A 21,104-nucleotide genomic window follows, 5' to 3' on the forward strand; every position below is an offset into this window, starting at 1 on the left:
CCCCTGCCGAAGTACGGGCGGCTCAAGCAGTCAGTGCTGATGCTATTCGCGCCGCGGGATGTGACCCGGCAAAATTGAGTGCGTTGCGTGCACAAGGGGTATCAGCCGCGCAAATTCATGAATTAAATGGGTGTAATGCGGCAGCGCTGAAAGCGGCGGGCTTTGATGCTAAAGAGCTGGCAAATGCAGGATTTACACCGCAGCAATTGTTAGATGCCGGATTCACACCGCAGCAATTAACGGCTGCTGGCCTAAATCCTGCAGGCGTAATCGCGGCGGGAAGAACGGCAGATTGTAGTGTGGCTTCATTAAAAGCAGCGCATGCAATGGGCGTTTCGGCTAGTACGATTAAAGATACATTAGGTTGCAGTGCGGCAGCGCTTAAAGCTGCGGGGTATACTGCGGCAGAATTAAAAAATGCCGGATTTACTGCGGCAGAATTAAAAAACGCAGGATTCACCGCGGCAGAATTGAAAAATGCGGGTTTCTCAGCAAAAGAATTGCGTGCTGCAGGCTTTAGTGCTCAACAATTAAAGGATGCGGGATTTAGTGCATCACAACTTAAAGATGCAGGATTTAGTGCGTCTGATTTAAAAAATGCCGGTTTTACGGCCGCTCAATTGAAAGCTGCAGGTTTTAGTGCAAAAGATCTAAAGGACGCCGGCTTTAGCGCCGATGCGTTGCGTCAAGCAGGTTATTCTGCAAAAGAGATGAAAGATGCAGGTTTTAGTGCTGCTCAATTAAAGAATGCCGGGTTTTCAAATCAGCAAATCCAGGATGCCGGTTTCTCGCCCCAAGAATCCGCAGTTGCCGGATTAGAGGGGCCGCCTGAAACGCCAACGGCTCCTTCTGCTGTGACAGCCATACCGGGGATTGCTGGACCTCAATTGGCACGTCAGGCGAGTGCTGATGAAAGTGCGAAGCAATTACAGGAGATTTTAAAACGACAACAAAGTCAAATGGCAGATCAACGTTATCAGCAAAAGCTGCAGGCTCGTACCAATGTGATGCTTTCTGCAGCGACTCAGGCGTTACAGGATTGGCGAAAAGTTAGCCAACAAGTGTATATTGAAGGAAAGGCCGAGCCTGCAAAAGGAAGAGCAGGGGGCGAAGATAAAACAAGCATTGGCTTGTCTGTGTATCAACCTTCTTCACCACAGGCAGGTGGCCAGGCAGGTGGCAGTGCAACGCAGAAGGCGATCATTAAAACGGGTGATATCATGTTTGCGGTTCTCGATACGGCAGTTAATAGCGATGAACCTAGCCCCATATTGGCAACGATTGTATCGGGGCGATTCAAGGGTGCAAAATTAATTGGCAGCTTTAATTTGCCAAGCAACGCCGACAAAATGGTTATAAGTTTTAATACGATGTCGGTGCCTGGCGCTGCAAAGACGACGTCGATCAGTGCTTATGCCATTGATCCAAATACCGCACGTACTGCCTTGGCAAGTTATACGAATCATCATTACTTGCTTCGTTATGGTTCTTTATTTGCCTCTTCCTTCCTTGAGGGATTTGGGAATGCATTTCAGTCTGCAAATACAACCATAACCATTGGGGGAACGGCAGGGGCACAGACAACGACGGTTGAAAGTGGTCTCGGACGGTCAATATTGGAAAATGCTGTAATTGGTTTGGCAACGCTCGGGAAAAACTGGGGGCAAGAAGCCCAACAATTGTTTAATACGCCGACGACGGTGGAAGTATGTGCTGGTACGGGTATAGGGATCCTGTTTACTCAGGACATAACATCACTTTAATTTGATGAGTGGGTAAGACATGGCAGATAATGATCAATACAACGATGAATATCAGTTCTCAGATTTGGATGCTCTCAGCCCTGAACCTTCTGAGGAGAGTCAGGGTACTGAAAGCGCTTTCCCAACGGATAAAAAACAAAACTTTTTTACCTCAGGCAATTTAAAACGGAATGTATTAATTATCGTAGGCATGGTTATTCTTGCCATGATTGTTTATAAGTTTCTTGGCGCTTATTTTGCCGATAGAAAAACAACTCCACCAGTAGACACCACCGCGGCTCCTTCTCCAGTTCGTACGCAACCGGTGCCGGCACCTACGCTTGCACAACCTGTTCAACCTATACAACCCATTGCTGCTCCGGCGGTTGATCCTAAAATGTCACAAAAATTATCCGCGTTGGAAGTAAGCCAGCAAAGCATGCGCTCGGAAGTTAATTCTGTTAGTAATCAACTAGGTGGAATTAGTTCAAATGTTAATGAATTGTCGACACATTTATCGCAGCTAAATCAGGCGATAGCTGCTTTAAATGCTAAAATTGATGAACAATCACATGAAATAGAGCAATTGATGATTAGGACGAAACCAAAACCAGCTCCGCGTGTTGTAAAAGTAACCCCTGTAAAAAAATATTACGTTCAGGCAGTAATTCCGGGGAGAGCTTGGTTAATTTCCTCAAATGGTACTACACTTACTGTTAGAGAAGGTTCGATTATTCCTGGTTATGGCATAGTGAAATTGATTGATCCTAATCAGGGACGGGTAACGACGAGTACAGGTCAAGTCATTAGGTTCAGTCAAAACGATAGTTGAGGTAGTTTATGGCTGATTGGAATTGGGGTTGGGTTACTAATAATGCCGATATATTAATCAATATTGCCAATAACATGGCGCCTGTTCAGAGGATGCTGACAGGGGCTGCTTACCTAATAGGATTATCTTTTGCGTTTAAAGCCATATATAGCTTGAAAGTATATGGGGAAGCAAGGACCATGATGTCAACCAATGCAAGCATGAAGGAACCCTTAACCTATCTACTGGTTGCGGGAATTTTTATTTATTTCCCAACTGCATTTGAGATATTTTTAAACAGTACCTTTGGTTATACCAATATATTGGCCTATGCGCCCATTAATAGCAGTAATCAAGCCTTAGATACATTATTTGGTTCAAATAGTGTGGTTGGTCCGCCATTAGCGGTCATTATTCGAACGATTGGTTTGATCGCCTTTATCCGAGGATGGATTTTAATTTCTCGTTCTGCTTCTCAAGGACAACCTCCTGGAGGTACCGGCAAAGGAATGATGCATGTATTTGGTGGAATTCTTGCAATGAATATTGTAGGAACATTACAAATAATTAATAATACTTTGTATGGTTAAAATTGTAATATTATCAAGGGGGAGATAAATGTGAAAAACGTTCTAAATCATCAACTGTATAAGTGGGCGATGCTTTGCGTTACTTTTCTTGGCTTGGTGCTATTTACCGACGTAGCAGCAGCCGCTGCTACGTCGGTAGGAGCAATGGCTTCAACGATAACAGATTCCTTTGCAAGAGTTGGTAAGTTAATTACAGGGGGATCTTATCTTGCAGGCCTTGCTTTTTCTATCGGCGCCATCATGAAGTTTAAGCAACATAAAGATAACCCAACTCAAATACCTATTGGTACGCCAATTGCTTTGGTTTTAATAGCTGCAGCATTGCTGTTTTTACCAACATTGCTTTCTGTTACTGGCGGAACCATGTTTGGATCCGGTGCTAAAACCGCTGGTCCTGGCGGTGTTACTTACACTGGTGAGTAATCTAACTGATTCCAGGGAAAGAATGCTGTTTCTTTCCCTGGATTTTTTCATTTAGCCTAATTCATTGAATAATTGGTGAGTATTGCATGATGAACAAGCAGGAGCGCTGCGAATTAAAATTGATCGCTAGTCCAGGCTCTTGGCGGCTGTACTCCGCAAGAAAGGCAGACCCTCGCTTTAAATCATTTGAGCAAAAAGTGTTTCGCCGCGACCGCTATACGTGTCAGTTTTGTGGTTTTCAAGCAAGGCTTTACCAAGACGTCATTAATCTGGATGGTAATTATAATAATAATCGATTAGCCAATTTAGTAACGGCTTGTTGTTTTTGTTCACAATGTTTTTTTATTGAGTCCGTCGGAGTTGGTGGCTATGGTGGTGGAACACTTGTGTATTTGCCAGAGCTAACCCAGCCTGAGGTAAACAGTTTATGTCATGTTTTATTTTGTGCCATTACGAATGATACTGGCTATAAAAATAGTGCACAAACAATCTATCGTAGTTTTAAGTTTCGATCCCAAGTGATTGAGGAAAAATATGGTGAAGGAACAAGCGATCCGGCCATATTTGGCCATCTATTAATTGATTCTGGCCATATAGCAGATGATGTGTCTGCAAAAATATTTAACAATATTCGCTTATTGCCTTCCAGAGCCAAATTTCGTAAACAAATTGAGCATTGGGCTGCAAGTGCTTTGGAAGAAATTACAGAAAAATAGGTTAGTGCTTTTTTATAATGATCATGATGATTTAATAAGTATCAACTTGGGGATATAGGCATGGGGAAATGGGCAGATTCTTTTTTTGAAAGCGTAGATACCTTTTTTGCCTGGTTAAGCACGTCATTAAAACAAACAACAGAATCTTATTGTGAACTGGAAACAGCGGATAGCCCAACGGTTCTAGTCAATCATGATGGCTCTCTAATTTCTATTTTAAAAATCGAGGGTGTTACTACCTTGGCCGGAGCTGATGAATTTGAAATGCTTGTTGAAGGATTAACCAATTCGTTTCAAGCGGCGATGGGGCGTCCAGGCCATGCAATACAAGTTTATTTTAGCCATGATAAGCAAAATATCCAAAAGGTGATTCGTGATATTTACGCGCCTGCTGAAGCAACAGAAAAACGTTTGGAACTTTCTCTTGATGATTTATTTAACGAACGTGTAAATTTTTTATCACAATATTGTGCTGAAGAACGTGTTTATTTCGTTTTGATAACCAGGCCGTTTAATTTGCCTAGTGATCAGTTGAAGGCTGCTAATAAAGCAAAGCTTAAAATGATCCAGGAAAGAAAATTTCCGGGATTTAAAAACTCCCAAACCATTTATGCCGCTATTCCAGAATTACGTGATACGCATAGTGCATTTGTACGTGCTGTGCAAAATGATCTTGATCAACTAAATATAATGGCAGCGCTTATGGATGTACATGACGCTGTCCATGCAATTAGAATGACGGCAGACCCGGATTTTACAGCCGATGACTGGCGAGCAATGCTTCCCGGCGATAAAATTCAGATGGCAAGGGAAATTAATAACTTTGAAGGGGACGCATCTGATTTATTATGGCCATCACTGGCAAAGCAAGTAATCCCAAGGGATGCTGAAGTTTTGGACAGAAGAACGGTCCAGGTTGGTAACAAAATTTATTCCTCCGCCTATATTGATTTATTTCCTAAAGATATCCGACCTTTTCTCATGCTTTTTTCGCGGATTTTACCTACACACATTCCATGGCGGATTTCATTTTTAATCGAAAGTGAAGGTTTAGAAACCATTAAACTTAAAGGTTTGCTGGCATCCATTTTAAGTTTTTCATCGGCGCAAAATCGTTTAATCAGTGATTCAGTTAATTTATTGAAATACATTCAGGTGAATACTGATGAAGCTTTAATTCGTCTGCGGGTAGTAGCTACTACGTGGGCACCTGAAGGGAATATACCATTATTGCGCCGCCGCAGTTCAGAATTAGTAAAGGCGATTGAAGGTTGGGGATCTACCGATGTGTCTGAGATTTGCGGCGATCCATTCGCAGGATTTGTATCAACCATGTTAGCAACGACCACTTCCAGTACGGCCGTGCCTGCTGTTGCCCCGCTTTCTGATGTTGTTATTATGTTGCCAATCACCAGACCAGCTTCTCCCTGGCACACTGGGGCTTTATTATATCGTTCTCCAGATGGGAAACCATGGCCATTTCAACCAGGCTCTTCGCAACAAACCACCTGGATTGATTTAGTGTATGCTCGTCCTGGTTCAGGTAAATCGGTATTATCTAATGCGCAGAATTTAGCATTATGTTTATCGGCTGGTTTGACGCGATTGCCTCGCATTGCAATTATTGATATTGGGCCTTCAAGTAGCGGTTTGATTTCATTGTTAAAAGAAGCATTACCGGCCTCTAAGCGTCATTTAGTTGCTTATTATCGATTGCGAATGACGCCAGAATACTCGATTAATCCGTTTGATACACAGCTTGGCTGTCGTTTTCCAACGGCATTGGAACGTTCTTTTTTAGTTAATTTTTTAACGCTGTTAACAACACCATTGGGAGCAACAAAACCATACGATGGGATGGCTGATTTAAACGGTATGGTTGTCGATGAGTTATATAAAAGTTTCTCGGATGAATATAATCCTACCCCTTATGCTCCCGGGGTGGAAGAGTTTATTGACAGCATATTGGAAGAAATTGGATTTGTGCGCGATTCTAAATCAACCTGGTGGGAGGTAACGGATGCCCTTTATTCTGCGGGGTTTGTGCATGAGGCATTGCTTGCACAACGTTATGCTATGCCTTTGCTTGCGGATGCGGCGTCCATTTGCCGTACGCCTTCCATTGAAGACTTGTATGGTAAAATTACAGCTCCTACCGGCGAGTCTCTGATTAGCTCATTTTCACGTATGGTGTCGGGTGCTGTGCGTGAATATCCAATCTTATCGAGAGTGACTGCTTTTGATATTGGCGATGCGCGTGTTGTTTCTCTTGATTTGGATGAAGTGGCTAAAAGTGGTGGTGATGCGGCTGATCGTCAAACGTCGGTAATGTATATGCTTGCCCGTTATGTGCTTGCCCGTCATTATTATTTGACGGAAGAAAGCATGGGAAATATTCCCGAACAATATCAGGCTTATCATGCTGATCGTATCTCTGAAATTCGTGAAGATCCCAAACGGATTGTTTACGATGAATTCCATCGTACCTCGAAATCTTCTGCCGTGCGGGAGCAAGTCATTATTGACATGCGGGAAGGCAGGAAATGGAAAGTACAAATTTCTCTTTTGTCGCAATCGGTGGATGATTTTGATCCCGTCATGATAGAATTTGCCACCTCTATTTATATTATGGATGCAGGCCCTTCTCAGGCAATTGAAAAGACTTGTAAGATTTTTGGATTATCTGAAACCGCCAGAACGGCTCTACGGACTCGTGTGCATGGCCCTAGGGAAGGTGGAGCCACGTTTTTAGCTCAATTTGCAACCAAGCAAGGCGTTAATGTGCAGTTGTTGACATTAACACTTGGGCCCATTGAATTATGGGCATTTAGTACAACGGCAGAAGATGCCGCCGTTCGAAATCAACTATATCGCCATATTGGTCCAGCAGAGGCAAGACGTTTTCTTGCGTCTTTATTTCCTACTGGTACGGTGACTAAGGAAATTTCTGCACGTCTAGAAACTCTAAAAGAAGAAAAAGGGTTAATAGAAGAAGAAGCTAAGGCGGGAGTTATTGAAGGATTGATTAAGGACATTCTTGATACTTATGCTCGCGATCCTTCCAGTAAGAGTCTTCCACTGAAATAAAAAGATGATTTCCTTGCCTTTTTTGCGCAAAAATGCAATTATTCGCGCAAATAAATCAATTTATGCATTATCATGAACCAAGCTTTACAACGTTTAAAAGCGAGATTAAATGCGTCTTTTTTATTCCTGGGAAAATTAATCTCTGCTGGTTTGGGGATAATTTTTTATCCCATAGGAAATTTGTATCGGTTATCCGTTGCATTTTTAAGCATAAGTATCATTGCTTTTATTGCGATTCCTGTGCTTTCTATCATGGCAGCCTCTTTTTTGCATTCCCTTATCCCTTCTATGGGATGGTTAGGCGCAAGTGTTGGAGGAATTTTAACAGCGAGTGCGCTTATAGGATTGACGAGCGCTCTTATACCTACTGCTTTTTTGATTAGTGGCCTTTTTACGCTTATTAAATCACCGATTGAAGGCGCAAAGATTGGATGGAATGAAGGATTTGTAGCCATGCTAAGAAGCGTCTTTCAAGGTAGATCTCAAGTGACTGCAAATGCTCCTCGCGGGGCAGGTAGATTCGCGATTGGAGTTCCTGGCCTGGGGGAAGGTATAGATTTTCAACAAATTTTAGAGCAATTGGGTGAGCGGGCAGCTAATGCAGCTCGCCAGCCTTTAACAGAAATGCAATTTAATGCACTTCAATTGCCCCATGCTGAGGTTAGAGCATTAAAATCAGGACAACTTCCCCCTTTGACTGAAGAGGAATTATCCATGCTGCAAGCAACGGGTGATATTCAGATCAAAGCCATGGTTGAACGTTATAGAAATTTGCAACGATTAGAAACAGAGAATTGTAGTATAGTGCTTGAACGTCCAGAGCGAGAAGATACGATTTTACTGGTGAAACAATATCAACAAGATGGTCAATGGTTGCCAGTACCAGGTGTTGTGAATGTTTTTGATAAATCCTCACTCAAAATGTATTTTGTTGGCAATGAAACAACGCGTGGGAATGGGATACATCCTTTAAATCGTGATAACATTTTAACCCCTTCAAATTATGCAGATGCTGAAGGAACTAGTTATCCAACACGATACGTCATGCATCATTATTATGTTGATAGCGGCTGTGGCATCAGCCAGGAAGTGAATCAACTCACCGCTAAGTTACGAAATTGCCTACGACCTCGTCAGCGGCTTGAAGCTGAACCAGGAATGCCTTTCTCAGGATTAGGTTTCAGTGCCAGTTAAACAATGGTTTCAGGTAAGTTAAACCCATTTAATATCCCTGGCGTAAATGGGTTTATTTGATTTTGCACTTTCAGTGTATAACGCCCCGAATTACCATTTACTTCAAAGAGAATTTGTAAGCTAGCGCTGTCCTCTTCATTCACCAAGACATTTACTTTTTGTAGTATTTTAAAAAATGCCCATGGACCCGTCTCTTCCAATTCATATTGCTTGCCTTCGATGGAATTTAATTTAAGGATCACATTGGATTGAGGCCAGGAAAAGCGAACGAAAGACTCGGAATTTTGATCATCATAAAGGCGATTATGACCTAGAATGAATTGAAAACTGGACACCACTGGGTCAAGGTTGACTTTTTGCAGGCTGAATTCAATATGACTTTTTTCACTTTGATCAGGAAAGAACATATTGGTGATGACATTAGCACGAATCAATTCATTGATGGTGCGCGAGGGAATAGGCAGCACATAATTGTTTAGTTCTTTTGGTTGCCATTGTGGACGGGAGGTATCTAAAAATGGTTTTAAATAAGATTCCAAAAAGCGATTAAGAATTCCATGAGTTGCAAAAAAGCGATCAAAATCGTTGATAGTCACTTCTTGGTTCTGAGTGGCATCGAAAGGATAGCGTTGTGCAATTTGATTTTGATAAGCTTGCAATACGGTTTCCTGCCATTGCCGATTGATATGGGCTTTGCTATCCTGGATAAGAAGAAACCAAGCATCATCGGCCACTTGTTTTAGCCAAGACGATACAGGTTCCGGCAATTGCTGGGTGCGGGCATACAAGGTACTGAGCGGATTCGTTAAGGTGTCTCCAAGAAATCGTGCTTTTGTGATGGTAAATGCGGTTCTTCCCTGGTCATTAATCACGGAGAGGGTGGCTAAGAATTTTTCTAATTCATTGAGATTCATGGTTAAATCATGAGTTGTAGATTGGCTCAGTAAATTAATCTGGGTGAATTGACTGGCTATTTCTTGATTGAAGAGCGTTGAGTTATCGCCAAACTCGGGACTGGTTTGTTGCTGAATAAAATGAATGAGGTTATTGATGGCGTTTGACTGATATAATAGTTGGGTAAGTTGTCGTGCTTGTTGATAGTCTTGAAAATGCAATGGATTGGATTTTCGAATAAAATTTTGCCACCAGACCACGTATTCATAGCAATAGGCTTGCTGTAAAACAGATTGTAGTCCATTTAGATCTTGGCGAGCTAACACCCAGTTTTCATTTTGTAATTGTTGACTTACAGCAGCCAGTTTTGGAATAACCAGTTGAAAACCGGATTTAGTAAAGTATAGAGGTATTTCTTGATTGGCCAGTTGAAAGCCTTCAATCATGATTGGCTGCTTTTCCTGAGGAAAAGTATTTTTGGCCAGTAAATAATATAAATAACCTGCTGGTAAAGCGTTTAAATAATTACGCACGTCACTGACAATTTGTTGATTAATGATGATAGGCTGCTGTGGTTGGCGTAATATATTTTTTAGTAACGCTAGTTTTTTTTGTTGATGCTCCTGAGAATCATTTTGCCAATGGTGTTGAAACCAGTTCATTACTTCTGGGTGGGAGTATTTTTGTGGGTCAGCAAGCATTAAATAGATTTTTAATGCTTGGTAGCGGGTTTCGTGTGATTGCCCAGCATCCGTCATTGTTTGTTCAATTTCAGTAAGAATGGTCGGTAAAAAATTTCCCTGTAGATGTTTTTGGGCACTTAAGCGCACTTGTGTTTTCAAGTACTGCACCGTGGGTAGCGATACTGCGTCGGCCGTGATGCTTTCCAATGCAGTAGAAGCTTGGGTTAAATGAAATAAGGCAGGAGCGTCATTATTTTTTTGGTCGGATACCTCATACATTAATAATTCTTTGCTTGCTGCATCGAGTAAATGAGAAGATTTTAGATGATGATGTCCAAGCCATAACAAGGATATTCCCAATAAGCTGGATGAGAATCCAATCATCCATTTTTGTGGTACGGTAACGTAGGGCAAGTGGTGTTTGGTTTGTTCTTGAAAGGCTTGTATTGCGCCTTCAATAAAATAGGGACGATAATTAATCGATTGATGAAATTTATCCTGGATAGTCAAAGCGTATTCATGCTGAATTTTTTTATTCAGTCGGTCCTGACTGATGCCGCCTTGTTTCGCACTTGTAAAATACAAAGCCTGTAAATTAAAAAGATTCAGAGGTATATGTTGTAAGAGAGATTGTATTGCTACCCGAAGGCTGGCTAATTGCAGTGGGAATTCGCGTATTAAAGTGCGTTTAAGGCTTGAACGCACGGGATGCATTTTACTGATAACCTGTTGCCCCAACATTTCAATCAGCTGATCAAATTGCTTTTTATAGGTTTTGATTAATTTATCCTGGTGTAATGGGGGGTATAGAGAAAAGCCGAGAGGTTTTTCTAAGTTATTTTCATGCTCATATTGGAAAAATTCGCAAAACCCGGCTAAGGCATCCAGCTTGGTAAATAAAATTGCCACATCGACTTTATAATTGAGGCTTAGGCCAAAACGCTTCAACAACTCGATATGAGCTTTATTTCGTTCTGTAAACTGTAAAGGCTCTGAATTAAATAATTCATTAATGTCAATGCAGAAAAGAATACCGCTAATTTTCAAAGCAGGATGACAGCGATTTAATTGTCTTAGAGTATATTGTAATAAATGTTTGCTTTGATTCAGCCAAGATTCACTGAGTGTAACAATAATGCCGCGCTGGTTGTAATAAAGATCGATTCCTTGCTCACTATCAATCGGGCAGTGCTGTAGCTGACTTTGGCGTAATAGTGATGTTTTTCCTTGATTTATTTTTCCGGTAAGCACGATGAATGACAAGGCATGATTATGAGGCTTTAGTTGCAAAATAATTTTTTTTAATGCATTGCATAATGCAAGTAATGATTTATCCATCAACGATCCATATTAGCAAGCACAGCATGTTCCTGTAGAACGGTTTTAGCTTTATATTCCAGTAAAGTATGACTGGTCAGATAAATAATAGTGAGTATTCCCACAGAGAGTAGGGCACTAGTCACCCAAGGCTTATGATTAACAGGTTCTGGAGTTGATTGTGTTTGTTCTTTAAAAAGTTGGTGTGGTTTATTGACGCGATGTTGCTGAATCAATTGATAGAGCTCTTCAATTAAATTATCAAGCATTTGCCGGCCATTGGTACGAAGATGCTGTTCTCCTTCAAATCCTGCAATGAGGCAATAGTAGGCCAATTCAAGTAAATCAAGATATTGTGTTGCGCGTTCTTTAATATGATGAACAATATCAAAAAAGCGATGTTGAGGCCCTACTTCATCATGCGATGATGGTGTAAACGCTTTAAATTCAGCTGGTTGACCATAAAGCCGCATGTAATTTTTTCCTAATAATTCATCAATGGTGGCACTTAAAAGATATTGGGCAACCACAACCAGCTCTTCGGCATACTCTTGACCCATCAAACGGCTCTGAAAGGCGTGAAGCTCGTGGGCAATACTATCACGAATTTGATGAATGGGTGGCAGGGTAGGACTGATGCAAAGCCTTTCCATGAGTGACAATAGTGGACTCGCGGCTGCAACAAGCGGATTGGTTGCCGATGTAGCAATAAATAGCTTTGAGCGATAATAAGCCTGGGGAGTGCGTTGTTTCTCAGGAGTGGGCAATCGGCTTATAAGAGAGGCCGAATAAGGCTCGGCTATCATGATTTTACTCCAAATGCTATCGGTCGTAAACACTAAAAGTTATCAATGATGATACGTTATCTGTTATGACTTGTCGATAAGCATTCTTTCATTGTATTTTGTGCTGCCTTTATAGCTAGAGAGAGTAGTATGCTTTTCGCCCGTAATTTTTTTTTCTACTTGTTCATACTGTTTTTCAAAAGCAATCAATTGATTTTCAAGTTGCCATTGTAAGGTTGCTTTTTCGCTTGTTTTAATGAAAAATTTGCATGCATTACTGTTAAGATTTAAGCAGTTTTTGACTGGAATGGCCTTATTAGCATCCGCCCATAAGCTTTGTCCTGGTATAAAACTGTAGGTTAAAGCATTGCGGTTAATCATTTTAATGGTTTTATAATCAAGTTGATGATGCAAGACCGCATCGACGTATTGCCGAGTTAAATCCGTTCGTAATATGCCTTCATCGTCTGTAGAGAGTACGATAGGAACCTGATGAGCTAGATAATAGTGGATGGGGTGCTCTGCTCTGGAAATATTGAGAATTTCTTGATTGCTCGTTAAGTTGATTTCGACGGGTACGGGTTTCTTTGCCATGTGTTTAATTAAAGTTTCCACATTGTTTTCATAGGCAATGTCAACGCCATGGCCAATTCGTTCTGCTTTGCCAGTAAAGATGGCATCATGGATATGAAAGCGCAATTCGTCAGGGTGAACCTCTTGGGGTGATAATTCTCCAGCGTGTAGGGCAATATGCACGTTCGGGTAGTTTTTATGTAAAAAATTTATTATCTGCATCTGATTACGATAATCTCTTAATGAAATCATACCATCTTCTGCCTGAACCAGATTGATCGCCACAATTTCTGGGGATTGTGATGCCGCCAAAAATCCGTTTAAGGCTTGGGCGAATACATTATCCAGAGGTTGCTCCCGTAAGATATAATATTGGAATTTTACGGTTAGATGGCAGACGGGTTGAGTAGGCTGTGTGTCACAGTGCAGTTCGTGGCGCGCTTGTTGTAAAATACGCTGGCTTTCTTTGATGGTATGGCGATTATTATGATGAAAGTCTTTATTTGATAAAAGAAACTGTTTTTTACCATTTAACGATTGAATGTCCTTGATCAATGATCCATAGCTGGCTGAGTGTGCGTTATCTGGCAATATCATGATTTCTAAATAAAGTTCGTGCTGATTAGCGGCTCGTTGCATAATTTCGGCCAGTAGTTGCGGACGAAAATCTGCTACCAATGGCATAAATTTATAAAAACTAGAAAAAAAATGGTCGTGCCTGGATTCTTTGCCAGGGATAAAATCCTTCATTGACCAGGCACGAATCGTCTGGTTATATACGTCGGGTTGAGACGTAAGGTCGCGCGATTTTATTCCATGACAGATTTCTTTATATTTTAAAATGGAAAACGATTGTTTGTTAATGCAATAATCCTGCTTCTCAGCAAGGTTTAACATGGTTTCTGGATAAGCTCCGCCGGCAAGATGATAATGTAGTTCGCCCCCCTTAGGCATTTCCTTGAAAAAAGCATATAAGGCGTTGGAGTCTGATTGAATTTCATGAAAATGATGATGAATGTCTGCTGTTGCATCGGTTTGTAAGACAATGAAGGACAGTAAAAAAAGGAAAATAAAGCGCATACTAAAGATGTTCTGAATAAAATGATAGCAATTATCTCATATTTTATGCTTTTTAGCCAAATTCAGAAAACGGCCATCGCCATAGAAGCAAGGAAACTTCTATGGCGATGAGCGATATTAAAGTGATTAACGATGAGCGACTGATAACCCCTTCAGGATGGTTAGGGCGGCGTAGAGCTGGTAATCTTCATAGATTAAATTTTGTTCCTCTTTGGTTACTTTTTTTGGATTTGATTTTTCATGTTCTGAATGATTGCCATTAAGAAGATGTCCATTTAAATCTGCTTCACTAAATCCGGAAAATTTATCTTGATTATCGGCCTTAGCGATAGAGACCTCTTCAATCACGATGTCTGGGGTGATTCCTTGAGCTTGAATGGAGGTACCGGATGGCGTGTAGTAGAGGGCGGTTGTTAATTTAATTCCTCGTTTATTGTCGAGAGGCAGAACCGTTTGTACGGATCCTTTTCCAAAACTTTTCGTCCCAAGTATAATGGCTCGCTTGTTATCTTTAAGGGCGCCGGCAACAATTTCTGAGGCCGAGGCTGAACCATTATTAATCAGGACAACGATGGGGGCATTATGCAAAATATCTCCGGGGTTGGCTATCGCGGTGAATTTTGAGCCTGGCAAACGTCCTTCTGTGTAAACAATCAGTTCTTCTTCACCTTTTTGGTCATTGTTAATAAAGGCATCAGAAACCTGGATTGCTGAGTCTAACAGACCTCCGGGGTTGTTACGTAAATCAAGCACCAGACCTTTTAATTTTCCTCCTGCTTCTTGCTTAAGCTGAGCTATAGCCTGCTGCATGTCTTTTCCCGTGAATGCTTGAAATTGGGTGAGGCGGATATAGCCATATTTTTGATCAAGCAATTTGCTTTTGACGCTTTTAATCAGAATTTTCTCACGCACGAGCGTAAAATTTAAAGGTTTATTTTCTCCTTTACGCAGGATGGTCAAATCAATGGTACTTCCCGCTTTTCCACGCATCAGGTTTACCGCATCTTTAAGTTCCATGCCTTGTACAGGGTGAGTTCCTAATTTAACGATGTAATCTCCCGCTTTTATACCCGCTTTATAGGCGGGTGTATCGACCAGAGGAGTAACCACTTTTACAAGGCCTTCTTCCATGGTGACTTCGATTCCAAGACCGCCAAATTCTCCTGTGGTTGCAGTCTGCAATTCTTTAAAGTCTGCTTCATCTAAGTAAGTTGAGTGGGGGTCAAGACCACTTAACATGCCGCGTATGGCATTGTCGAATAGTTCTTTATCATCTGTGGGGTTGACATAATATTTTTTTATCTGGCCAATAGCATTTGAAAAGCGCCGTACGTCCTCCATTGGAATTCGCTGGTTTTGTTCGTTGTCATTTTCTTCGGCGAAGACATGCACAGGAAAAACGATGGTGGCCGTTAGTAAAATGACTAGGGCTTTCGTGTACAATCGTTTCTTAGACATAGGATTCTCCTTGAAAGCACGGCTTTTCTGTGGCCGTTTTTGCTTTCTTGTTTGTTATTATTCTAAATCCACCGCAATTTACGTGCCAGAGAATAATCAAGACAACCACTCAAGTGGAGGAATGGCTTTTCCACGTTGTCTTACTTCAAAGTATAGACCGTTTTGCACAAGTCCACCGCTGTGACCTGCGGCAGCAATTTGCTCGCCTTGGCGTACTCGTTCACCTTTTTGTTTAAATAGTGACTGGTTGTGTGCATACAGAGTCATAAATCCTTGGCCATGATCAATAATCAATAACAGGCCATATCCTCTTAACCAATCACTGAAGAGAATTTTGCCCGGGTAGACGGCGGTAACTGGGGTTCCCTCGGGAGCAAAAAATAGAATGCCTTGATTTATTTTTTGCAATGATTTATTGGCGGTATTTATTGGTTTTGGCAGCTTATGCCGCAGGTTTGAAAATGGTACGTGACTTTGGATGGTATTTTCTTGAGCAAGAGAGTTAAGCAAACGTGTCAAATTTTCCTTATTCATTTGATATTCTTGCAGAGTTTGCTGCTTATTATGAATGTTTTGTTGCAATGAGTGAATCAATTTTGTCTGGTATTGTTTTTCCTGACTTAATTTTTGTTGATTTAACGTTAATTGCTGCTGCAGTCGCTTTTGACTGGCTATTTCTTCATTTAATTTATCGTGATGAAGGGTAAGCTGTTTTTGGGTTTGTTGTATGTTGCTGATGGTTTCTTCACGAGATTTTATTATATATTGATAAAAGGTTAAAAGGCGGCTTACCAGATGGGGGTCTTCTTGATTTAATAGCCATTTTAATGGTTGATAGACTCCCATGCGATAACGTGTCCGGATGTGTTCGGCAAGCAATTGCTGTTGATCGTGTCGTTGATCACTTAATTGTTTAATTTCTTTTTGTAATGTTTGAATGGCTTGCTGTTTATTGTCCATTGCCCGTTGAATCATTTGCAGGTTTTTTACTCCAAGACCAATACTTTTATCAATGCGGCTTAATTCTTGACTAAGGGCGGTCTGTTTATCATGAGCATGATTTAATCCTTGTTTCAGCGTGTTGATTTTATTATCCAACGCTTTGAGCTGATTTTTTGTATGCGTTATCTCTGAATTTTTACTGTGGCTGATGCAGAAGCCGAACAATAAACAACAGGTGAGGATGATATTAACTCGTTGCGCCATGGTTTTTTACCAAAAGTGTTTGACCAGTCATTTCAATGGGCGGTTTAATCCCAAGAAGGGCGAGTAAGGTTGGGGCAATGTCAATTAAGCTGCCTTTGGAGGTATTGAATGTCCAACCATGGCCGATGTACAGCAAGGGTACTGGTTGGTTGGTATGTGCAGTCTGAGCTTGTTGAATTGTCTCATCAAACATGATTTCGGCATTGCCGTGATCGGCGGTAATTAATAATTGCCCTCCTATTTTGCTAAGTGCTGCACCTATTTCATGCATGGCTTTATCCAAATATTCAATGGCTTTTACCGTTGCGGCAAAATTGCCGGTGTGCCCAACCATATCGGCGTTAGCATAATTACAAATAATGACATCATAGGCCTGTTGTTGTATAGCGTTCACTAATGTTTTTGTCAGTTCGGGTGCGCTCATTTCTGGTTTTAAATCATAAGTTGTTACTAAAGGGGATGGAATCAAGATGCGATCTTCATTGGCATAAGCCTGTTCACAGCCACCATTGAAAAAGAAAGTCACATGAGCGTATTTTTCAGTTTCTGCAATACGCAACTGACGTAATCTGTGATGAGCCAGCACTTCGCCTAATGTGTTACGCATTGAGGCGGGAGGAAAGGCACTACGGGCATGAATATTATTTCCATAACAGGTCATTGTAACAAAATGAGCAATAGTCGGCATTTTATGACGTTTAAACCCATGAAAATCTTTATCAATTAATGCATGCGTTAATTGTCTGGCGCGATCAGCGCGAAAATTGAAAAAAAATACGGAATCCCCCGATTCGATTGGTTTACCCGAACCAATGCGTGTTGGCGGAATAAATTCATCATAAATGTTTTGCGAATAGAATGCCTTTAAGGCTTTTTCGGCTGTATCATAATGGTGTAGGCTTTCATGCTCTGTAAGTAGTTGATAGACCGGCTCGATGCGCTGCCAGCGTTGATCGCGATCCATGGCATAATAACGTCCACTCAGTGAAGAAATGGTCGCTACGGGATATTTTTTAAGGCATTGTTGTAATTTCTCTAGGCTTAGAAGAGCGCTTTGTGGGGGCGTATCGCGGCCATCAAGAAATAAATGCAGATAGACATTTGTGAACTGATGCTGAGCACAAAGCGCCAGAAACGCAAATAAATGTTGTTCATGGCTATGAACTCCTCCCGGAGAAAGCAAGCCTAGTACATGCAATGCTTTGCCTTTTAATTTCATGGTGGCAATGGTTTCAATCAGTGCCTTATTTTGGTTGTATTCATTTAGTTTAATGGCTTCGTTAATGCGGGTATAGTCCTGCTCAATGACTCTGCCGGCACCTATGTGCATATGACCTACCTCGGAATTTCCCATTTGTGCATCAGGCAAACCAACGCTACGCCCAGAAGCATCTAACATCATATGAGGACAGGTGTGCCACCATTCATCCCATTGGGGGGTATGAGCAGCCGCAATCGCATTATATTTAGTGTCCTCACGCACCCCCCATCCATCCAGGATAAGTAATACAATCGGTATTTTCTTTGACATGGATTTTCCTGATAGAGATTACTTAATCTTTTGTTATAAAAAAGGTAGACTATAGGCCATTTTTGTTGATGGAAGAAGTGGGTTTGAATCAAAAATTACCCCAACACATTGCCATTGTAATGGATGGCAATGGTCGTTGGGCTGAAAATCGTGGGTTGCCTCGTGTGGAAGGTCATCGTGCGGGCATTGAGGCGGTCAAGGCTGTGGTGCAATGTTGCTTGCAAAAACATATTGCTGTTTTAAGTCTATTCGCATTCAGTAGTGAGAACTGGTCGCGCCCAGAAATGGAAGTTGATTTCCTGATGCGGCTTTTTATTAATGCTTTGGAGCAGGAAATAAAAACGCTGCATGAGCATGGCGTCAGCCTGCGCTTTACAGGAGAGCGTAATCAATTGTCTGCACCCTTGCGCGAGCAAATGCGGTGCGCTGAAACGTTGACCCGAGAAAATACCCAATTAATTTTAAATGTGGCCGTTAATTACAGTGGCAAATGGGATATTATTAACGCGGTAAAAACGCTGGTTAAGCAAGTGGCAAAAGCGGAATTATCGGTAGAAGATATTGATGAATCAGCATTTTCTCACGGTCTCAGTACTGGTAATTTGCCGGATCCGGATTTATTTATCCGTACTAGCGGCGAACAGCGAGTGAGTAATTTTTTTCTCTGGCAATTAGCTTACACAGAACTTTATTTTTCGGAGGTTCATTGGCCAGATTTTACGGCTGATGAATTTGAAAAAGCGTTACTTAATTACAGCAGGCGCGAGCGGCGATATGGTTTAATATCAAAGCAATTAAATGAGAAAAATCATGTTTAAACAACGGTTGTTAACATCATTAGTTCTTGTTCCTCTCGTATTGATTGCGATTTATTTTGCGGCTCCCTGGATACTGGCGGTGGTTATTTTGTTGCTGCTTATCATTGGTGGGTGGGAATGGTTGCACTTGATACCTGTTTTTCGCCTATTGCCCAAATGCGTATTTATTCTGGCATTAGTGTTGATGACTTGGTTAAGTACTTATTGGCTTGATTATTGGTTGTTTGCTGGGCTTATTTTGTGGGGATTGATTTTAGTTGCCGTTCTGACTTTCCCTGCCTCTCAGTCGTTCTGGGGATTTCCTGCAATTGTGGGCAGTGCTTGTTTGTTATTGTTGCCATTATTTGCAAATTCTTTAGGAGCGATATATCAATTTCCTCAAGGCAAGGATTTGGTGGTTTATTTGCTTTGTCTCGTATGGGCGGCAGACATTGGTGCTTATTTAAGTGGAAAAAGCTGGGGTCGAATGAAGTTAATTCCTCAGGTAAGTCCGGGTAAAACAATGGAAGGGTCTGTTGGAGGTGTCCTACTTGCTATGCTTGTTGCCCTTATCGCCTATCTTTATTTTAGGCCGGCTAGTGCAATTCTTTGGTTTAGTATCTCCTTGAGTACCGTGTTTATTTCGATACTTGGAGATTTATTTATTAGCATTCTGAAACGACGATGTAAATTAAAAGATACAGGCCATGTTTTTCCAGGTCATGGGGGCGTGCTTGACCGCCTGGATAGTTTGATTGCAGCTTTGCCGTTATTTTATTGTGGATTGCGATATATCCCGCCAGGGCTTTCATGATGCTATTTACTTTATTCTATTTTTTTATTGCTTTGCTCCTTTTGATCATCATTCATGAATTTGGACATTTTATAGTTGCTCGTTGTTGTGGTGTAAAAGTTCTGCGTTTTTCATTTGGATTTGGTAAGGTATTGGCCAGTTGGCGTGATAATAAGGGCACAGAGTTCGCCTGGTCTATTTTACCACTCGGTGGTTATGTCAAAATGCTTGATGAATCGGAAGGTGAGGTGCCTGAACATGAGCGTCATTTGGCATTTAATAATCAATCCGTTTGGGTACGTATCGCGATTGTTTGCGCAGGACCGCTATTTAATTTTCTTTTTGCTTTTGTTGCATTGTGGCTTATGTGGGTCATTGGTATTAAGTCATTGGCTCCTATTGTGGCGGACGTCAAACCAGGTAGTATTGCAGCACAAGCTGGCTTACAGCCAAATCAAGAAATTTTGCAAATGGCTGGAAAAAAGATAAACAGCTGGCGTGATTTCCAATACGCATTGATGCCATTGTTAGGAACTCATGAGCCTATTATTTTAACGGTAAAGTCTCTGAATGATGGTCATACAGAAACGCTTACATTGCGACTAACGGATTGGCAGCTGAATGTAAAAAATCCGGATATATTGGCAAATATTGGCATGATTCCATTTGTACCAACGATTCCACCGGTGATTGGTGCTGTGATGACAGATTCACCGGCCCAGTCAGCAGGATTACGAGTTGGTGATGAAATCCTTGCAATAAACGACAAGCCCATTAATGATTGGCTTGTTTTGGTTGATTATGTTAAACAGCATCCTGATGAACACATCACCCTGGCTATAAAACGTAATAATGAAATCAATCAAATAGAAACCGACCTTGGTCATGTAACACATGATGGACAAAACCAGGGGCTTTTAGGGGTTAGTTCTAAGAAGATTAGCTGGCCGAAACATTGGTTGCGTCTGCATCGGGCTGCACCGCTGCCAGCGGCAGGCTATGCGTTTTCACAAACGATAGAATTAACCGGCGCAACGTTTGCTTTAATTGGACGACTTATTACCGGCAAATTGCCTATACAAAGCATCAGTGGTCCTGTAGGTATTGCACAAGGAGCAGGGGAGTCTGCACGCAGCGGTTTTTCTTATTATTTGTCTTTTCTTGCCTTGGTTAGTATTAGTCTAGGGGTGCTGAATTTATTGCCCATTCCTGTGTTAGATGGTGGCCATTTGTTTTATTGCTTTGTTGAAATCGTCAGACGTCGCCCTCTTTCTGAGGGAGTAAAATCAGCCGGTATTTATCTTGGTTTTTTGTTGTTAATTACGTTGATGATCGTCGCCTTATCCAATGATTTGGCAAGGTTGACTGGATAGATGATGAACTAAAAGGTACGCATAACAACCTTGACAGAGCTTATTACTTCC

General features: G+C 41.4%; 16 protein-coding genes. 10 read left to right on the forward strand and 6 right to left on the reverse strand.

Annotated features, from left to right (window positions below; all coding sequences use genetic code 11):
• The 7 genes from dotG to E1O52_RS06555 all read left to right on the forward strand — a co-directional run.
• Positions 1-1,763, forward strand: a 1,763-nt coding sequence (gene dotG / locus E1O52_RS06525) for a type IVB secretion system protein DotG/IcmE (RefSeq protein ID WP_165474733.1), incomplete at its 5' end; no start/stop codon positions are given.
• Between the two features lie 19 nt (positions 1,764-1,782).
• Positions 1,783-2,574 (forward strand): type IVB secretion system protein IcmG/DotF, encoded by a 792-nt coding sequence (gene icmG / locus E1O52_RS06530; protein ID WP_133127909.1) that lies wholly within the window; start codon positions 1,783-1,785, stop codon positions 2,572-2,574.
• Positions 2,575-2,582: 8 nt separating this feature from the next.
• The gene (locus E1O52_RS06535) at positions 2,583-3,143 is read left to right on the forward strand and encodes a type IV secretion protein IcmC (RefSeq protein WP_133127910.1); all 561 of its coding nucleotides are present in this window, start codon (positions 2,583-2,585) and stop codon (positions 3,141-3,143) included.
• 69 nt (positions 3,144-3,212) lie between these two features.
• A complete protein-coding gene (locus tag E1O52_RS06540) occupies positions 3,213-3,566 on the forward strand; it encodes a type IV secretion protein IcmD (RefSeq protein ID WP_207384189.1) in 354 nt (117 codons plus the stop codon).
• Between the two features lie 86 nt (positions 3,567-3,652).
• Positions 3,653-4,282: a type IVB secretion system protein IcmJDotN gene (gene icmJ / locus E1O52_RS06545; RefSeq protein ID WP_133127912.1), complete on the forward strand. Its 630-nt coding sequence runs from the start codon at positions 3,653-3,655 to the stop codon at positions 4,280-4,282.
• A 60-nt stretch (positions 4,283-4,342) separates the two neighbouring features.
• Complete coding sequence (locus E1O52_RS06550) at positions 4,343-7,369, forward strand: type IV secretion protein IcmB (RefSeq protein WP_133127913.1); 3,027 nt, start codon at positions 4,343-4,345, stop codon at positions 7,367-7,369.
• Between the two features lie 72 nt (positions 7,370-7,441).
• The gene (locus tag E1O52_RS06555; protein ID WP_133127914.1) at positions 7,442-8,563 is read left to right on the forward strand and encodes a hypothetical protein; all 1,122 of its coding nucleotides are present in this window, start codon (positions 7,442-7,444) and stop codon (positions 8,561-8,563) included.
• On the opposite strand, the gene icmF is transcribed toward E1O52_RS06555, so the two are convergent.
• The 6 genes from icmF to gpmI form a co-directional block, all read right to left on the reverse strand.
• Positions 8,560-11,478 (reverse strand): type IVB secretion system protein IcmF, encoded by a 2,919-nt coding sequence (gene icmF, locus E1O52_RS06560; protein ID WP_133127915.1) that lies wholly within the window; start codon positions 11,476-11,478, stop codon positions 8,560-8,562. The genes E1O52_RS06555 and icmF overlap by 4 nt on opposite strands.
• Positions 11,478-12,263 (reverse strand): type IVB secretion system protein IcmH/DotU, encoded by a 786-nt coding sequence (icmH, locus tag E1O52_RS06565; protein ID WP_133127916.1) that lies wholly within the window; start codon positions 12,261-12,263, stop codon positions 11,478-11,480. The genes icmF and icmH overlap by 1 nt, the downstream gene beginning before the upstream one ends.
• A gap of 63 nt (positions 12,264-12,326) precedes the next feature.
• A complete protein-coding gene (locus E1O52_RS06570) occupies positions 12,327-13,895 on the reverse strand; it encodes an adenosine deaminase family protein (protein WP_133127917.1) in 1,569 nt (522 codons plus the stop codon).
• Positions 13,896-14,021: 126 nt separating this feature from the next.
• On the reverse strand, positions 14,022-15,353 hold the full coding sequence (locus E1O52_RS06575; RefSeq protein WP_133127918.1) for a S41 family peptidase: 1,332 nt from the start codon (positions 15,351-15,353) through the stop codon (positions 14,022-14,024).
• Positions 15,354-15,449: 96 nt separating this feature from the next.
• Positions 15,450-16,559 carry a murein hydrolase activator EnvC family protein gene (locus tag E1O52_RS06580; RefSeq protein WP_133127919.1) on the reverse strand — a complete coding sequence of 370 codons (1,110 nt, stop codon included), beginning with the start codon at positions 16,557-16,559 and terminating at the stop codon, positions 15,450-15,452.
• Positions 16,543-18,090: a 2,3-bisphosphoglycerate-independent phosphoglycerate mutase gene (gpmI, locus tag E1O52_RS06585; RefSeq protein WP_133127920.1), complete on the reverse strand. Its 1,548-nt coding sequence runs from the start codon at positions 18,088-18,090 to the stop codon at positions 16,543-16,545. Before gpmI ends, E1O52_RS06580 begins: the two co-directional genes overlap by 17 nt.
• A gap of 83 nt (positions 18,091-18,173) precedes the next feature.
• Between gpmI and E1O52_RS06590 the strand changes: the two genes are divergently transcribed.
• From E1O52_RS06590 to rseP, 3 genes are read left to right on the forward strand one after another with little or no spacing between them, the layout of a single operon-like run.
• Positions 18,174-18,908 (forward strand): isoprenyl transferase, encoded by a 735-nt coding sequence (locus E1O52_RS06590; protein ID WP_133128020.1) that lies wholly within the window; start codon positions 18,174-18,176, stop codon positions 18,906-18,908.
• Complete coding sequence (locus E1O52_RS06595; RefSeq protein ID WP_133127921.1) at positions 18,901-19,701, forward strand: phosphatidate cytidylyltransferase; 801 nt, start codon at positions 18,901-18,903, stop codon at positions 19,699-19,701. The genes E1O52_RS06590 and E1O52_RS06595 overlap by 8 nt, the downstream gene beginning before the upstream one ends.
• Positions 19,701-21,053 carry an RIP metalloprotease RseP gene (gene rseP / locus E1O52_RS06600; protein ID WP_133128021.1) on the forward strand — a complete coding sequence of 451 codons (1,353 nt, stop codon included), beginning with the start codon at positions 19,701-19,703 and terminating at the stop codon, positions 21,051-21,053. The genes E1O52_RS06595 and rseP overlap by 1 nt, the downstream gene beginning before the upstream one ends.
• The last annotated feature ends 51 nt before the right edge of the window (positions 21,054-21,104 follow it).

Source organism: Legionella nagasakiensis, assembly GCF_900639915.1.
In the GTDB taxonomy this organism is placed as follows: Bacteria; Pseudomonadota; Gammaproteobacteria; order Legionellales; family Legionellaceae; genus Legionella_A; species Legionella_A nagasakiensis.

Coding starts and splice junctions, on each gene's coding strand:
- icmH (WP_133127916.1), bottom strand. CDS start 12,263: ATGATAGCCGAGCCTTATTCGGCCTCTCTTATAAGCCGATTGCCCACT.
- E1O52_RS06570 (WP_133127917.1), bottom strand. CDS start 13,895: ATGCGCTTTATTTTCCTTTTTTTACTGTCCTTCATTGTCTTACAAACC.
- gpmI (WP_133127920.1), bottom strand. CDS start 18,090: ATGTCAAAGAAAATACCGATTGTATTACTTATCCTGGATGGATGGGGG.
- E1O52_RS06540 (WP_207384189.1), top strand. CDS start 3,213: ATGCTTTGCGTTACTTTTCTTGGCTTGGTGCTATTTACCGACGTAGCA.
- icmG (WP_133127909.1), top strand. CDS start 1,783: ATGGCAGATAATGATCAATACAACGATGAATATCAGTTCTCAGATTTG.
- E1O52_RS06580 (WP_133127919.1), bottom strand. CDS start 16,559: ATGGCGCAACGAGTTAATATCATCCTCACCTGTTGTTTATTGTTCGGC.
- E1O52_RS06595 (WP_133127921.1), top strand. CDS start 18,901: ATGTTTAAACAACGGTTGTTAACATCATTAGTTCTTGTTCCTCTCGTA.
- E1O52_RS06550 (WP_133127913.1), top strand. CDS start 4,343: ATGGGGAAATGGGCAGATTCTTTTTTTGAAAGCGTAGATACCTTTTTT.
- E1O52_RS06555 (WP_133127914.1), top strand. CDS start 7,442: ATGAACCAAGCTTTACAACGTTTAAAAGCGAGATTAAATGCGTCTTTT.
- E1O52_RS06535 (WP_133127910.1), top strand. CDS start 2,583: ATGGCTGATTGGAATTGGGGTTGGGTTACTAATAATGCCGATATATTA.
- icmF (WP_133127915.1), bottom strand. CDS start 11,478: ATGGATAAATCATTACTTGCATTATGCAATGCATTAAAAAAAATTATT.
- E1O52_RS06575 (WP_133127918.1), bottom strand. CDS start 15,353: ATGTCTAAGAAACGATTGTACACGAAAGCCCTAGTCATTTTACTAACG.
- rseP (WP_133128021.1), top strand. CDS start 19,701: ATGCTATTTACTTTATTCTATTTTTTTATTGCTTTGCTCCTTTTGATC.
- icmJ (WP_133127912.1), top strand. CDS start 3,653: ATGATGAACAAGCAGGAGCGCTGCGAATTAAAATTGATCGCTAGTCCA.